The 16286-nt window shown below is 40.0% G+C and carries 12 protein-coding genes, 1 pseudogene and 1 riboswitch; of the genes and pseudogenes, 2 read left to right on the top strand and 11 right to left on the bottom strand.

All coding sequences use genetic code 11. From position 1 onward, the window contains the following. The first annotated feature begins 637 nt into the window (after positions 1-637). Complete coding sequence (locus IEV91_RS08390; protein ID WP_188496975.1) at positions 638-1180, top strand: GNAT family N-acetyltransferase; 543 nt, start codon at positions 638-640, stop codon at positions 1178-1180. Between the two features lie 160 nt (positions 1181-1340). Here IEV91_RS08390 and IEV91_RS08385 read toward each other — a convergent pair. The 11 genes and pseudogenes from IEV91_RS08385 to IEV91_RS08335 form a co-directional block, all read right to left on the bottom strand. Then, positions 1341-2048, bottom strand: a pseudogene (locus tag IEV91_RS08385) (AraC family transcriptional regulator); the annotation flags it as partial. Between the two features lie 60 nt (positions 2049-2108). Beyond that, entirely contained in the window at positions 2109-2561 is a 453-nt protein-coding gene (locus IEV91_RS08380; RefSeq protein WP_188496973.1) for a helix-turn-helix domain-containing protein, read from the bottom strand. A gap of 223 nt (positions 2562-2784) precedes the next feature. After that, positions 2785-4665 carry an ABC transporter ATP-binding protein gene (locus IEV91_RS08375; protein ID WP_188496972.1) on the bottom strand — a complete coding sequence of 627 codons (1881 nt, stop codon included), beginning with the start codon at positions 4663-4665 and terminating at the stop codon, positions 2785-2787. Beyond that, a complete protein-coding gene (locus IEV91_RS08370) occupies positions 4666-6393 on the bottom strand; it encodes an ABC transporter ATP-binding protein (RefSeq protein ID WP_188496971.1) in 1728 nt (575 codons plus the stop codon). Positions 6394-6747: 354 nt separating this feature from the next. Continuing rightward, positions 6748-7185 (bottom strand): MarR family winged helix-turn-helix transcriptional regulator, encoded by a 438-nt coding sequence (locus IEV91_RS08365; protein ID WP_229745474.1) that lies wholly within the window; start codon positions 7183-7185, stop codon positions 6748-6750. 484 nt (positions 7186-7669) lie between these two features. Beyond that, complete coding sequence (gene katG / locus IEV91_RS08360; RefSeq protein ID WP_188496970.1) at positions 7670-9889, bottom strand: catalase/peroxidase HPI; 2220 nt, start codon at positions 9887-9889, stop codon at positions 7670-7672. A gap of 451 nt (positions 9890-10340) precedes the next feature. Continuing rightward, the gene (locus tag IEV91_RS08355; protein ID WP_229745473.1) at positions 10341-11480 is read right to left on the bottom strand and encodes a winged helix DNA-binding domain-containing protein; all 1140 of its coding nucleotides are present in this window, start codon (positions 11478-11480) and stop codon (positions 10341-10343) included. A 65-nt stretch (positions 11481-11545) separates the two neighbouring features. Further along, positions 11546-12028, bottom strand: a complete 483-nt coding sequence (locus IEV91_RS08350; RefSeq protein ID WP_188497003.1) for a DinB family protein — start codon at positions 12026-12028, stop codon at positions 11546-11548. Positions 12029-12189: 161 nt separating this feature from the next. Beyond that, positions 12190-13071: a nucleoside hydrolase gene (locus tag IEV91_RS08345; protein ID WP_188496969.1), complete on the bottom strand. Its 882-nt coding sequence runs from the start codon at positions 13069-13071 to the stop codon at positions 12190-12192. 149 nt (positions 13072-13220) lie between these two features. Beyond that, a complete protein-coding gene (locus IEV91_RS08340) occupies positions 13221-14471 on the bottom strand; it encodes an ABC transporter permease (RefSeq protein ID WP_188496968.1) in 1251 nt (416 codons plus the stop codon). Next, on the bottom strand, positions 14464-15366 hold the full coding sequence (locus IEV91_RS08335) for an ABC transporter ATP-binding protein (RefSeq protein ID WP_188496967.1): 903 nt from the start codon (positions 15364-15366) through the stop codon (positions 14464-14466). The genes IEV91_RS08340 and IEV91_RS08335 overlap by 8 nt, the downstream gene beginning before the upstream one ends. Positions 15367-15581: 215 nt before the next feature. Between IEV91_RS08335 and IEV91_RS08330 the strand changes: the two genes are divergently transcribed. Beyond that, the gene (locus tag IEV91_RS08330; protein ID WP_188496966.1) at positions 15582-16022 is read left to right on the top strand and encodes a hypothetical protein; all 441 of its coding nucleotides are present in this window, start codon (positions 15582-15584) and stop codon (positions 16020-16022) included. A gap of 156 nt (positions 16023-16178) precedes the next feature. Next, positions 16179-16277: riboswitch (purine riboswitch) on the top strand. Positions 16278-16286: the final 9 nt, after the last annotated feature.

Below are 16286 nucleotides of genomic sequence, written 5' to 3'. Positions count from 1 at the left end.
ATGAATGTTTGCACGTATTGTAATTAATCCCTCTAGTGGGGTTATATGGGATAAATAAGATTGTTTAAATTTTGGCGTTTTTCTAATAATTATCGATAAATAGTTATTTTTTTATTAAAGGTAAAACAGTGAAGGAATGGAGGGTTGGGTAAATAATTTTTATTTTTTTGATTTACCTATTGTTTGTGAAGAATATTCACGGAAGGATTTCTAATTTGCCTTTATCAAAGTATTGTCCACCTGGGAAGTTAATAATTTTTCTTAAAGCAAAGAAAAATACATCTCAAAAAATAAATTAATGCAATAATGCCTTCTCTGAATAAGATGTGATTTAATATAAAGCTGAGAATTATATTTTTAGACAGGTTGCAATATTAATATTTGTAAGTGGATTGACAGCAAGAAATTTTAGTCAATGAATAATGAATGATCGCCTCCCTTTTAATCTAATATAATATCACCTTTACTGACCAGTAGCATCATTTCTCTTAACTAAATTGCTAATCTGATAAAACAATATAGAGATACACCATTATACTATCTTAGGATAGGATAAGTTTACATAGATAGACACGAGTTCATTCTTACGCAATAATAAATTTATAGAGATGATTTATACATAGGAGGGAAATTTTATATGGTCCTTAAAGGCAACAAAATTTACATTCGATTTTTTGAAGATAAAGATGCAGAGTCTTTACTTGATTTACACGTGAGGAACCGTGAATTGTTTCAAAGATATTCGCCCACATTCAATGACGACTATTACACACTTGATTCTAAACGCAAATTTATAAAAGGTTCTATCAATCAAAGAGAACAAGATAAAGGCTATTCTTTTGGTATCTTTTTAAGGGAAAACGATAAATTAATCGGTGACGTCTCTCTGTTTAATATCCTTCGAGGTGCGCTTCAGAAATGTTTAATTGGGTATTCGTTGGACGGGCAATACAATGGTAGAGGGTATACGACGGAAGCCGTTTCTTTAGCAGTCAATTTTGCGTTTAATGAATTAAAACTCCATCGTATAGAAGCAGGGGTTATGTTAAACAACATCGGTTCAATGCGCGTATTAGAAAAGGTCGGTTTTCATAAAGAGGGGATTGAACAAAAAGGAGTAAAAATTAATGGCCAATGGGAAGACCATCAAATATTGGCTATTATTTCAGATGAACACTAGACTTTATTGAATGAAGAATGCCCTCTCACTGTTCGTCATTTCATGCTTAAAAGAAAACCCTCTGCTAAAGGTGTTTTAAAGCGAAGGGTTTTTATTATTGTTCATTCTCTTATCCCGGTTATATCAAAAAACGAAAGATTGTTGATCTCAAAAATACCTTTCACTTTATTTTGTTAATCAACGCCATATATTGTGAGTCTCCATATCCAACCGTTGGGAAAACCTTGAATAATCGTTTAAGCAATTCAGAGGTGGATAAATGTTTATATTTTAAAATATAGTTTACGACGGGATTATTCATTGTCTGCATGTCTAAAAATATGTCTATAGCCTGGGACATGACTGGAAGGAGCTCATGTGTCGGTTTCCTATGATGGATTAATACGTCTTCATAGACAGAATAATAATGTCCTAAAGGAAGCTCCATTTGACTTACCTTAAATTCATCCTCTTTAAAGCAATTAAAAAAGACTTTCCCTTTATACTGAGAGTGTTCAAGATAAGCAAGGAGCGTTAAAAGATTCATCTGACAAAACATGTCTTCCCCAAACCATAAAACGATATAGTCATAGCTTTTCTTAAACAGTTTATTTAAAGGCTTTATGACCTTGTTTCTATAATTCTCTTCAGACTCATGATGTCCGGCAGCTCTCATTTGAATAAAAGCCTTACCAAAAATAGGGGTCGTTGTGGTATTGACGCACATCGCTTCATTAAATGGTGTATAATCGGCATCTCCCATAACCCGTTTGTCTTTAAATTCATCATACATGGCTTGACCGTTTAATATATGCAGTGCATTTTGATCAAATAATGCTCTCTTCCTTGCTTTTATTTGTTCAACCTCAATTTCTCTAGATAGGTTCATTTAACACTCTCCCTCCCTTATGAATAAGTAAGCTTTGATTATACAAAATGAACTAAGACGCTACTCCTCTTTATATTTGTCTTTAACCACACCAGAACCAATACCCGAACCAATCATGACAATCAAGGGGCCAAAGTTCCAAAAAAATGACCCTCCGTATAAGGTCATATCTAACGATGTGAACTTATTCAAAATAATAATGACTATTTTTACGATCAGAAGCACAAGACCTATTAAAAATAAAACATCAAATAATGCTTTTAGCTTTGGATGTGCTAATTGCTTACTATCTTTAATCACTTTCTCTGTCAATTCCTGATCACTCCTTAATAATTCATCAATGGTCACATTAAACAAGTCACTTAATTTAATCAGGATTTCAATACTAGGATAGTTTTGGCCATTTTCCCACTTGGACACTGATTGTCTACTCACAAAAAGTTTTTCCGCTAATTCATCTTGAGACCACCCTTTATCCTTTCTCTCCTTCTTAAGCTTTTCAGCAAAAATCATTTCATCCGTCACCTTTCAATAATCTATAATCCATTATTATTAAATTTGGGTCTTAAAGTAAAGATCGCTATCGTTGCAAAATAGCGCAACCTAAGGTTGACGTGAGCCAAACCCCCTGCAGTATCAGCATTTCAAGGCAAAAAAATAAAGTGACCTTTTTGTAAGGTCACCTTACTTAAAATATTATAATTAAACTGATTTAGATTCAGTTTATCTCGTTATATTAATCCAACGCTCTTTCGACATTTTTAAATTGGTTATAAAACATGTTATAGTATCGGCCTTGATGATTAATTAAGTCTTCATGGCTGCCTTTTTCAATAATTTCCCCCTGATCAATGACCATAATGGTGTCCGCATCACGAATGGTATTGAGCCGATGGGCAATGATAAAACTGGTGCGATCCTTCATAATCGAAAGCAAAGCATCCTGAATATGAAGTTCTGTCCGCGTATCAATACTGCTTGTAGCCTCATCCAATATAAGTAAGGCAGGTTTTGCTAGGAATACCCTCGCAATCGCGAGGAGCTGGCGCTGTCCCTGACTAAGATTTCCGCCATTTTCTGACAGTAGTGTATCATACCTGTCTGGCATCCGGTTAATAAAAACATCGGCATGGGCCATACGCGCCGCCTCTTCGACTTCTTCATCTGTTGCATCAGGATTTCCGTATTTTATATTTTCTTTGATGGTCCCGGAAAATAAATACGTATCCTGAAGAACAAAACCAAAGCTTCTTCTTAGGCTATCTCTCGTAAACTCTCGAATATCCACACCATCAATTAAAATTCGGCCTTCGGTGACATCGTAAAATCGTGTCAGCAGATTAACGATCGTCGTTTTCCCCGCTCCGGTTGGCCCCACCAAAGCTGTGCTTGTTCCTGGTTGCGATTCAAAGCTGACATTTTTTAAAATCGGTTGATCGGGCCGATATCCAAAGCTGACGTTTTCAAAAACAACATGGCCCCTTGGATTCGTAAGTGTCACCGCATTCTTCGCATCACGCGGCTCTTCTTTTTCATCAATGATTTCAAACACACGCTCTGCTCCAGCCACTCCCGATTGAAGGACATTAAAAATATTTGCCAAGTTATTAAGGGGTTGCACAAACTGGCGTGAATATGTTATAAAACTTGCGATTACGCCGACAGTGATCATACTCTTCACAGCGAGAATCCCCCCGACAACCGCGACCATGGTAAAGCCAAAATTGTTAATCACGTTCATTATCGGCATAAGAAATCCTGACCAGATTTGCGCCTTAAGACCCACTTTAAGTAAAGACTGATTCACTTCTTCAAACTCTGCAATCGCCTTTTCCTCATGGTTAAAGGCCTTTACAACCTGAATGCCGGAAATGGTTTCTTCAATATGCCCATTCAACCGACCAAGTTCCATCTGATTATTTTTAAATAACACCGATGTTCTGCGCGCAATGGTCCGGGTCAATAAAAACACCAACGGCACTGTGATCAAACTGGCTACTGTTAAAATAGGGCTTAATATGATCATCATGACAAGAGAGCCAGTAATGGCTATAAGTCCTGTCATTAATTGTGTCGTTGATTGCGAAATCGTATTGCTGACGTTGTCAATATCATTTGACAGGCGACTCATGAGTTCACCGTGCGTTCTAGAGTCAAAAAAGGCAACAGGGAGCTTTTGTAGCTTTTTAAACAGGTGACTTCGCAAGCTCTTTACAATGCGCTGAGAGACACCAGCCATCAGCCAGCCCTGCAAAAACGTTAAGCCAGCATCGGTGATATAAGCCCCCGCAAGAATGATAATCATGATTTCAAGAAGCGTAAAGTTGACCTGACTGCCTAATGACATAGCGTCAACGCCCCTCCCTATTAAATAGGGAACGGACAGCGTCACAATGGCATCTATTAAAATGAACAAAAGTATGATGGTCAATAGCTTTCTTTCTCGGCCAAAATAGCTCCATAGTCGTTTTAATGTGCCTTTAAAATTCTTTGGTTTAACGACAGGTCCTCTGAATCGTGATGCACCGCCTCCACCTGGGCGACCCATTGGAGAAAATTGTGGCGCGCGAGTCTGATTTCCGCTATTCCCACTCGTTTGTACAGATTGGTCTGCCATTTACAACACTTCCTTGCCCATTTGCGATTGGTAAATTTCTTGATAGACACGACAGGTCCTTAAAAGCTCAGCATGCGTTCCCAAGCCGACCACTTCGCCTTGATCCATCACGATAATTTTATCTGTGTCCATCACAGAGGTAATCCGTTGCGCAATAAGGAGGCACGTAAGCCCTTTAGCATATTTCTTCAAGGCTTCCTTTATCCGAATTTCGGTCGCAACATCGACCGCGCTAGTACTATCATCAAGAATTAGAATTTCCGGTTTTCTGACCAAAGCCCTAGCAATAGACAGACGCTGTTTCTGACCGCCGGAAAAGTTGACGCCCCCCTGGCCTATTCTTGTCTCATAGCCCTCAGGTGTTGCCTGAATGAAGTCATGGGCCTCCGCTAACTTTGCCGCTTGTTCTATCTCATCCATCTCGGCCAGATCATTTCCCCACCGGATATTCTCAATCACACTTCCAGTAAAGAGAATATTTTTCTGCGGGACAATCGCAATTTTTTCGCGCAAATCATGAGGATTAAACTGCTGAACATCCACACCGTCCACTTTGATGCTCCCACTCGTGGCATCATAAAATCGAGGAATGAGATTTACGAGCGTGCTTTTTCCTGATCCCGTTGATCCGATAATCCCAACAGTTTCTCCTGGGTAAATACTAAAATGGATATTTTTCAAAACCGCATCTTCTTCTTTCTCAGAATAGGAAAACATGACATCATCAAAGTCAATTCGTCCCTTTATATCTGTCTTTTCTGGACTACGGTCATTCCAGGTGATCTTATCTTGAGTAGCAAATACTTCACCAATACGAGAGGTCGAAGCCCTTGCCCGGACAAACATATTAAACACCATGGAGATCATCATAAGCGAGGTCGAAATCTGTGTCATATAATTAATAAAAGCAATAATATGCCCCACGTGCATGGTGCCATTATTTACGCCGAAGCCGCCCATCCACAAAATAACGACGATGCCAAAGTTGACCACAAGTAAAATGGCGGGACCAAAGATAGACATTATCCTAATGGAGGAAGTGGAGCGTTGCTGCAGATTGTCATTTGAAGCACTAAACTTTTCGACTTCAAATTTTGACCTGTTAAAAGCCTTCACCACACGAACTCCAGATAAGTATTCCCTCATGATACCGTTTACGCGATCGAGGGCTTTTTGAACCTTCATAAAAAGTGGAAATCCCAATCTCATGTTTAAAATAATTAAAATAATGACAATCGGTACGACTACGGCCAATACAACTGAAAGCTGGGGATCGAGCCTGACAGCCATAATCAATGCCCCAAGAGCCAGAAGTGGCGCCTTAACAAACATTCTCATTAAACCATTGATAAAATTTTGCACCTGAGTCACATCGTTGGTAAGTCTCGTAATAAGTGAAGCCCTGTCGAATTTATCAATACTTTTAAACGAAAGCTTCTGGATTTTTTGAAATAAATCTGAACGTAATTCTGCAGCGAAGTTCTGCGACACAATGCTGGCTAAAGTGCTTCTTAATGAAGCCGCAATGGCCCCGCATACCGTCATCAATAGCATGAAGCTCCCTAGTTTTAACACGTAATCCAGGTTCTTTGACGCCACACCAACATCAATGATCTTAGACATGATCGTTGGCTGCATTAAATCACTGAGAGCTTCGCACATTAAAAAGAACACAGCCGTAAAAAACAGCTTCCAATACTTTTTTGCATATTTTCTTAAAAAATGCATCCATCATTCCACCTTTAGACTTTCGGTAGATCGTCCTTTTTCGTTTTGTCATTTAAAAAACTTGGCTTTACTTCGCTGCTTCGCTAAGCACAGCCTGATGTTGGGGCATATGCCTTCATACCATTAAAGTTGCCGTCAAGCAAGCCCTTAACGGAAGATGCGAGAGGCCTTCAGGAAAAGCACTCGCTCAAGGAATGTGAGCAGCTGGAGTGGAGATCCGCACCTATGACCAAAATTTATATGGCCACATTCTATTAAAACAAACCCATCATTCGGGTCTTCATTACATTCTCGCTAAATAAAGAAAGGGGTTATTGTTGATTCTATTATTTTTTTCTACTCTTGTTGGTGATCTTAATCTGATCCTTCTCTTAAATTTTCAGACAATTGTTGAAGAAGGTGAATGAAGGTCTCCTGCTCGTCTTCCGAAAACTGACTTAATCCATTAGTTAACTGATGGAGATAAGAGGCCCTTCCTTCTTGGATCATTTTTACTCCCTTTTCTGTAAGAGACACAATTTTCACTCGGGCATCATGAACTGAAGCCCCACGCTCAACATATCCCCACTTCTCCAGCCGATCAATCATCTGTGAGACCGTACTCATGCTTACATTAAAATGTTCAGCAATACTTCCCATTGTGCAATTTTCTGACCTTCCTACATGCCGTAACAATGTCCATTGTAGGCGGGTAATGTTCTTATCGCCATGTGTCAACCGACCTTCGCGAAGATGCCGGTTAATAAACCGCCAATGGGTCAAAAACTGATCCACTTTTCTATCTTCAATCATAAAAGTCCTCCCGTAATTTATTTTATTTAGTTTACTAAACTATTTTGATGTTGTAAATAAAAAAGAGTTTAAAAGAAATAACCCCCTAACAGAAGTGCCCTAACCGAAAATTCCTGAGCATTTGCTAAGAAGCTTTAGAGGATATTAAAACATGTAACAAAAGAAAGCTACAACTCACAAGTCGCGTACGAAACAAGAGGATAACTCACAAAAGAGACATACGCGCACATAAATTTGTGACCACATTTTTGAGGAACCAGATGGTGCGTCGAATACCGAACCAACCTACAAAAAAAATCGTAAATATACACTTTCTCTGCGAGGATGATTCTCCTAGAAGCTTTCGTTAATCCTGCTGGATATGGGGAAAGCGAGCAACCTGGAGTGGACATCAACCAAAATTTAGATTTCCAGATGTTATAAAAAATACCCCTGCAGAGTGGCTACTTAAAGTAACGCCTCTACAAGGGTATTAGTTTAGTTATTATTTAAGATCGAAACGATCGGCATTCATGACTTTAACCCATGCCGCGATAAAGTCTTTGACGAATTTTTCTTTGTTATCGTCTTGAGCATAAACTTCAGCTAATGCACGGAGCTGTGAGTTTGAACCAAATACAAGGTCAACTCGAGTGGCAGTGTGCACGACTTCACCTGTACCACGATCACGTAATTCATAAACGCCACCTTCGACAGGCTTCCACTCTAAACTCATATCAAGCAAGTTTACAAAGAAGTCATTCGTTAGGGTGCCTACACGATCAGTGAAAACGCCGTGTTGTGTGCCTCCAAAGTTTGTACCTAGCACACGCATACCACCGATAAGTACAGTCATTTCTGGTGCAGTTAGGCCAAGAAGTTGTGCCTTGTCTAAAAGAAGCTCTTCTGGTCCTACGCTATATTCCTTCTTCTGATAGTTACGGAAGCCATCAGCATAAGGCTCAAGTACAGCAAAGCTTTCAACATCCGTTTGCTCTTCCGTCGCATCTCCACGACCAGGAGCAAATGGAACAGTCACATCGAAGCCTGCATCTTTAGCAGCTTTTTCAACGGCAACACTACCGCCTAAGACAATCAAGTCAGCAAGGCTAATTTTTTTATCAAGGTGATTTTGGATTTCTTCTAGTACATTCAAAACTTTTTCAAGCTGTTCTGGTTGGTTCACTTCCCAATCCTTTTGAGGCGCAAGACGGATGCGCGCACCGTTAGCACCACCGCGCTTATCTGAACCACGGAACGTACTTGCTGAAGCCCAAGCTGTTGTTACAAGCTCACTAATTGTAAGTCCGGAGTCTAAGATCAATACCTTAATCTTTTCGATTTCCTCGTCTGTCAATTCATAATCGACTGTTGGAACTGGATCCTGCCAAACAAGCTCTTCTTCTGGAACTTCTGGTCCGAGATATCTTGAACGAGGACCCATATCACGGTGTAAAAGTTTGAACCACGCACGGGCAAAAGCATCATGAAACTCCTCTGGATTTTCATGGAAACGACGAGCAATCTTTTCATAGATTGGGTCATGACGTAATGCTAAATCAGAGGTAAACATGATCGTTTGAACCTTTTTAGAAGCATCTGCAGCATCTGGTGCAAGATCTTTTTCATCAGGATCTACAGCCATCCATTGATAGGCCCCTGCAGGACTCTTAGTGAGCCACCAGTCATACCCAAATAACAAATCAAAGTAACCATTATCCCACTGTGTTGGATTAGCTGTCCAAGCGCCTTCAAGACCACTTATAATCGTGTCGCCGCCTTTTCCGCTGCCGTGGGTACTTAACCAACCTAGACCTTGCGCTTCAATAGGAGCAGCTTCTGGCTCTGGGCCAACATGAGCAGCATCCCCTGCGCCGTGTGCTTTACCGAAGGTGTGCCCACCTGCTATTAGGGCCACTGTTTCTTCATCGTTCATTCCCATACGCCCAAAGGTTTCGCGAATATCACGTGCACTCACCTTAGGATCTGGTTTACCATCTGGACCTTCCGGATTGACATAGATAAGTCCCATTTGGACGGCTGCAAGTGGGTTTTCAAGCTCACGATCGCCAGAGTAACGATTATTCCCTAGCATTTCAGTTTCCGTTCCCCAGTAGACATCTTCTTCAGGATGCCAAATGTCAGGACGACCTGCACCAAAACCAAACGTTTTAACTCCCATTGATTCAAGTGCAACATTACCGGTTAAAAGAATTAAGTCAGCCCAAGAGATCTTATTACCGTATTTTTGCTTAATTGGCCATAGTAATCGGCGTGCTTTATCAGTATTGGCATTGTCAGCCCAGCTGTTAAGTGGCGCAAAACGTTGTGAACCAGCTCCACCACCGCCTCGGCCATCCCCTATACGGTATGTACCTGCGGAGTGCCAAGCCATACGAATAAACATAGGACCATAGTGTCCATAGTCGGCAGGCCACCAATCCTGACTGTTTGTCATAAGATCACGAATATCTTGCTTAAGAGCCTCGTAATCTAGCTTTTTAAATTCCTCTGCATAATCAAAGTCTTCACCCATTGGGTTAGATTTTTTATCATGCTGATGGAGAATACTTAAGTTCAACTGATTTGGCCACCAGTCTTGATTGGTTGTGCCACCAGATTTGAGACTCGTCGTGCTTCCATGATGTACTGGGCACTTTTCAATGTTAGTGTCTCCGTGATGTACTGGGCACTTTTCAATGTTGTTCGTCTCTTTATTGTCCATTTCTTCCTCTCCCCTCTAAAAATCAAGAAATATATAGCTATGTCACCAACTACGATGACTAATAAACTATAATAATTATTATATAATTATAATACTAAATTTCTTCTTGAATTAAAAGTATTAAGCTTTGACAATTTAGCGAATGGATTTGCTGTTTCCTTTGAATGCTCTTGGACCTTTATTTTTAGAGTTGTAAGTGCGAATCTCCATGTATTTTTCCAATTATAAAATGAAGACTTGATTGAGAACGATATATCTATACTATTACCATTTGTATCATTCACATTCTCATTTTCTCATCTAACTCTCTATTGCTACTTACACCCCTTCCATCCTATTATTCGGATGAAATCTTTATCATTATTATAGCATGTTCATTTCAGATAAGGTTGAAAAGAGGGGACTTTCCTGAGGGCCTAGTGTAAGCTATGTCTGTCAGAAATAACCTATGTTATACAAAAAGTATTTCGCGGGTCCTTTTTAAACCCACTATTAAATTTAGCAGTCTATGGCCCTCTTCTATTAATGCTTCGCGGTCCTCACTGAGAAGTCCTTTAAAAAGGGCAATAATAAGCCTCACAGCCCTTTTGTCTTCTTCAATTTTCCATACCCCTGCAACGAAGCCATCAATGAGAAGGGTCGGTTTGATAATACCATTTCTAGTGAATACTTTGCCTCGGAATTCCTCTGGTATGATTCGCCTTCTATCTGCATAGGAGAGCAAGAGGTTATCAAAGCCTCCAAGGAATCGCGGTGGAGAGGCTATGTTCTGATCGGGTCTCGGTGCATCAGGGATATCAAATAGCTCATTGCCTTGATCATCGTGAAAAAGGATAAGTTGTGGTCGAAGGTGATCTACCTTTTCTCTAAGTTTAGTGAGGCCAGACCAGACTTGCATGTCTCGAATAGTAGCTGGGCCGAAAGCAGCGAGATAACGAAGGATTGGGTCTTCTATTTTCAAATTTGAGAAGGATGGCTTGCCTAGCCATTTTTCAGAAGAGGTATAAACCGCTTGCCCACTTTTTCCCCATAATCCACGTGGCGGTAATTGAATGAGAGGGACATACGTCCTAATAACAGCAGCTAAAGCCGCGGGATGAACAGCCGGCCATTGCTTGTTTAATTGCTTACCAAGTTCACCCAAAGTCATTGGATTGGTTTCGACTAAGGCACAGCCACTCTCAGCGACCGCTTGGAGGTCCAGATCCTTAAGATCCTTACTAAAAGCACTTTTTAATGCCTTTTCATGGACAGATTGAACTAAAGGTCGCAAACTCAAGCTATCCTGGGATGACACTAAGTGGAGAGTGGCGCGCATTAAGGAGAGGCGGACGACCTTTTTTTCTTGAATGAGATGGGATAGATCCTCTGGGCGAAATCCTTCAACCCGTGTCCAAAGACTAAAATAAGGGGCTTTAGGGTCCTGAGATTGTATGCCGACAAGACGTTCAATACTATCTAACACTGATAAATTTACACGTGTCAGCAGCATTTGCCGTGCCAGTAGAGCACGATTCAACGCCCGAGGACTAAGGACTGGCGGTATCCCCAACGCATGCTCTTTTCCTTTAATGATATTATTTTTCATCATTAACGAAGCCCCTCATTGACCAAATTTCCAACTGGAGGATCTCTAAAAATTAATGATATAAACGATCATCTTTTATAAAGATAGAGCCCATAATCCTGCATGACCGACGGATGCCCTTGCTGTCTGATCTTGGTTGCAATATTACCGCGGTGGTAACTGCCATGAGTCACAACGTGCAGGACTGACTCATAAATTGAAGTTTCTAATGGACCTGCATAAGGGTTATCAACAAGAACCCCTTGATCCCTATCCTCCTGATCAACTAAAAAGGCTCGATGTTTGAGGGATAAATCATCATAGAGGGCTTCTATTTCCTCTATCTCTTTTGCTTCAAATTGTTCTTTTAATTGATTTGCCGTTGTCATCGCAGCATTCATCGTTTGACCCTTCATAATGTCAAACCATGTTTGCTCAACAAGATAAATATGAGATAACACTTCTGAAACTGAAGAAAAACCAACATTGATGTCATGATGATACAGGTCCTTTGGAAGTGACTTTATCCGATTAATCATTTCCTTATTGGCCCAAACATTGTAATCATACATATCTAATGTGGGGTTCTTTTTCAAAAGTTTGTCCTCCTTGTTCCATTACAATGATTCATTAGATATATTATATCACCCTCTAATATACCCTCATTTGTTTAGGTTATGGTGATTCCCATGGTAGACTCCTTCTTGCCGTATCACATCTCCGAAGACCTTACTTACCCATTTAATGTCGTAGATAAAATACGATAAAAACGTGTCACGTTTACTTCTCTAGAGATTTCCACATTCCCAGCTTGATCGGCTTTAAACGAGGTGCCTCCCATTGACGTTTCTTCACTGATTTCAACATGGACAAACCCTTTTTCAAATTGACACACATCGGAATGAAAAACACAAACTGCCGCCAATGGATCATGCAGTGTTAACTTATTAGAGCTTTCCAGCCACGCATGTCCAAAATCAAATACTGCTTTCATCAAATACGAGTCCGCATGGAAAAGTTCTCCCGCCCTTGCTGCTTCTATGGTCAATCTATCTGTGACTTCAAGTGTAATTGCCCGATGGATCGCTGTCTTGGAGGAAAAAACGATTTTGGAAGCGAGCGGATCCGCCCATGAGTTCCAATTGTAGTGGGCCTCGGGTAACGGCTCCCGACCAAAATAGCCATTCATGACATAAAGTCCCTTTAACAAGGACGGCGCATCCGGATATGTGTTAAATAGGGTCGCAATATTGGTCATGTTGCCGATCCCGATCAATATAATGTCATGTGGATGCGCTGTAATTAACTCATACATGAATGCAGGTGCATCTGATTTTTCATAGTTATCATGATCCCAGCTTGCTAATGCCACTGCACCATCCGGCGTCGGATATACAGGTACTGGCTGCAATGTTGTGTCCAATCCCGCGACGATCGGAATATCCCGCTTGACCGTTTGACATATCGCATTTGCAACTGCCGCCCGTTTATCCGATTCTCCGCAAACTGTTGTAATGCCAACTAAATCACACTGTGGCTCTTTTAATAAATACGCTAGGCAAATGGCATCATCTATATCTCCTCCAATATCTGTATCAAGCAGTACTTTTTCCATTTTTTTGCTCCTTCTATCTTAAATTAAAGATTAGGTCTACAAGAGTCGATTACACATTTCCTTCAGCATAATATAAATAGAAAAAAGACAGGCATCCCCGCTCACCTATCCTTTTTCTTCACTGTCTCAGGTTCTTTTAACAGGATGATTCAATTTTCTTTTGTCAGTTTTAAAGCTCCCTTTAAGGAACGCCAAATCGAATTTGTGCCATACATAAGGACGCCACCCTTGTAAACACGCATCCCTATAAATATTAATAGAAAAATCACTGCTACATTAATCACAATGCCAGTCAACACTTGCCATAGAGGGATATCTAAAATCCCTACACGGAGGAACATGACAATCGGTGTAAAGAAAGGCACAAAGCTCATGACCGTGATCACTGGTGATTCTGGTGAATTTAATCCAAAGACAGATACCAAGAATGTTGCTACCGCGAGTAATGTGACTGGAGCTACGGCCTGGTTGATATCTTCCACACGACTGACGAGTGAACCTATCGTTGCAAATAAGGTTGAAAAGAGAAAATAGCCAATAAGGAAAAAGAGAATGGCATATAACATCAAACTAATCGGCACATGTTTGACATAACCCACGATTGAATCGGCACTTGATGATTGTCCAAAGATCGAGGCTACGTCATAGGTCACCCCAAAAAGGACGATATATTGCGTGATACCCAGAAGAGCAATACCAATAATTTTCCCGAGCATTTGCGTAACTGGTGAAACACTAGAAATAATTATTTCCATAACCCGTGAAGCTTTTTCTGTCGCAATTTCCATTGCAATCATCGAGCCAAAGCTTAAGATCGAAACATAAATAATAAAATTAACAACATATACAAGGCCTGATGCCTGATTGATTTCTTTTTGTGATTTTGCATGTTTATCTAAAGCTACTTTCTGGAAGGCAACCGGTGTGAAGACATCGGCTATTTGGTCATTGGTGAGTCCGAGACGTTGCGTCGCCTGCATCACTTTCACTTGTTGTAAGGATTGTTGAATCATCTTTATCGTATCGTTATCGGTAATCTTAGAAGCCTTATAAGTCCCAGCAAGAGAACCATCTGCCTGTGTTGAAACGATTAAATAACCATCATAGTCATCATTGGAAACAGCCTTTTTCGCGGCCCCTTCACTGCCATCAAAAGAAGATAAATTTACTTTATTACTCGCTTGATCAACCTGCTGCTCCAATGCAGCATAGATATTTTCATTGCTATTATCGATCACCGCGATCTTTTTTTGATCATTGCTAGAGAAGGCTTTCGTCATTTTATCAAAATTAACGATAACCCCAAGAACAATAACCATAATTAAAGTAGAGATGATAAAGGAACGTGCTTTAATTTTACTGGCATATGTATGTGAAACAACCGTCCAAAATTTATTCATGTGCCGCTTCACCCACCTTATCAATAAAAATCTCTTGAAGCGTAGGCTCTACAATCTGAAACTCTCGAACAAAGCCACGGTCCTTAATAGCATTAAAAAGATTGGCCGCTTTTTCTTCAGATTCTATTTGCAGTTTTGTAAAACGATGATCACGTTCAAAGTGTGTTACACCAGGTATCTCTTTAAGATCTTCTGTATCAAAGTCACCGCGAATGACAACATTTTTCTTTCCGTAATTGGACTTAACTTCATGTAATGACCCATAAACTATGGGTCTACCATGATGGAGGATACAGAGGTTTTCACATAACTCTTCGACATGGTCCATGCGGTGGCTGGAAAATAAAATTGACATACCCGCGTTTTGCAAGTCCTTTACCGCATTCTTCAGGACCTCAACATTTACTGGATCCAGCCCTGTGAACGGTTCATCTAGAATCAAGAGCTTCGGGCGATGGAGGACCGCCGCAATAAATTGGATTTTTTGTTGATTCCCTTTAGACAAATCCTCTACCTTTTTATCGTAGTAATCCGACACGCCAAAACGCTCGAGCCACGCTTTAAGCTCCTTCACAATCTCCGGCTTTTTCATGCCTTTTAATTTGCCAAGATAAATCATTTGTTCGAAGACCTTAAGCTTTGGATAAAGTCCTCTTTCCTCCGGTAGATATCCGATTTGATTTGTCATCTCATAGTTGATGGGTTTTCCTTTCCAAGTGATCCTTCCAGACGTCGGCTGAAGAAGGTCTAAAATCATGCGGAAGGTTGTCGTCTTTCCTGCGCCGTTGGCACCAAGCAACCCAAATATCTGTTTCTCAGGTATTTCAATCGATAAATGATCCACCGCAGTAAATTGATCAAACGTCTTTACAACTTTTTCAAGAATGAGTGTCAAAGCTCTCCCCCCTGTTTATACCATTAATATCTTTACGGTCTAACTACACATTCGTTTCGAAATTTTTTATTACTAATAATGAATTTTAAAATAGCACTACTCTTTATCGTTAAGAAGGATTCAACCCGACACAAACTTTGTTAAAATGTTCACAAATTGAACTTGATTTGGAAACGTTTCCATAATACAATAACTATATACAAGGAGGCGACCTCATGAAATTAAAAAATCTTCTTATCACCGGTGTCCTTGTTGCTTCAATGAGTACAGGTTCTGTTGCATTTGCGGCAACACCGTCAACCCAAACAAATTACGCTACTACTGCGCGTTCAAATAAACATGAACACTATAATTTGAGACTTCTTTATGAAGCGGCTAAGATATTAGATATTGATCAGACTATATTAATAGACCAAATTCAATCCGGCCAATCCATGAGTGCCATTGCAAAAAGTTATGGAGTGACTAAATCTTATTTAATCACACAACTAATTTCTAAAGGGAAAGCAAAGCTTGATAGAAAAGTGGCGAATGGCACACTTTCCCCAGAAAAAGAAACTGTTATTCTCTTTAAATTGACATCTGAACTTTCAGTATTAATGGACCAAACCCATTTAATCCAAGAATTTACTATCAATAAATCACGACCAAGTTAGTAAGAGAAAGGAAAGGAAATGAACAAAAAGGGCCATAGAAATGGATAGAAGTCCAATCTAGGGTTCTTTTTATTATCACAACACCTTTAGTATAGATGGAAAATTTAACACTTGAAAAATGCGTAGAAAGCGGGTAAACTGTTCAAAGTGTACACTTGATTACAAAATAATATCCTCTGTATAACCTCAGAATAGGGCTTGAGGGTCTCTACCAGGAACCGTAAAATCCTGATTACAGAAAATGAATCTTTCTTTCATTTTTTG

Origin of the sequence: Pullulanibacillus pueri (assembly GCF_014639255.1) — a bacterium.
In the GTDB taxonomy this organism is placed as follows: domain Bacteria; phylum Bacillota; class Bacilli; order Bacillales; family Sporolactobacillaceae; genus Pullulanibacillus; species Pullulanibacillus pueri.
Note: the sequence above shows the minus strand (reverse complement) of the source record. Positions and strands in the feature narration are given on the sequence as shown.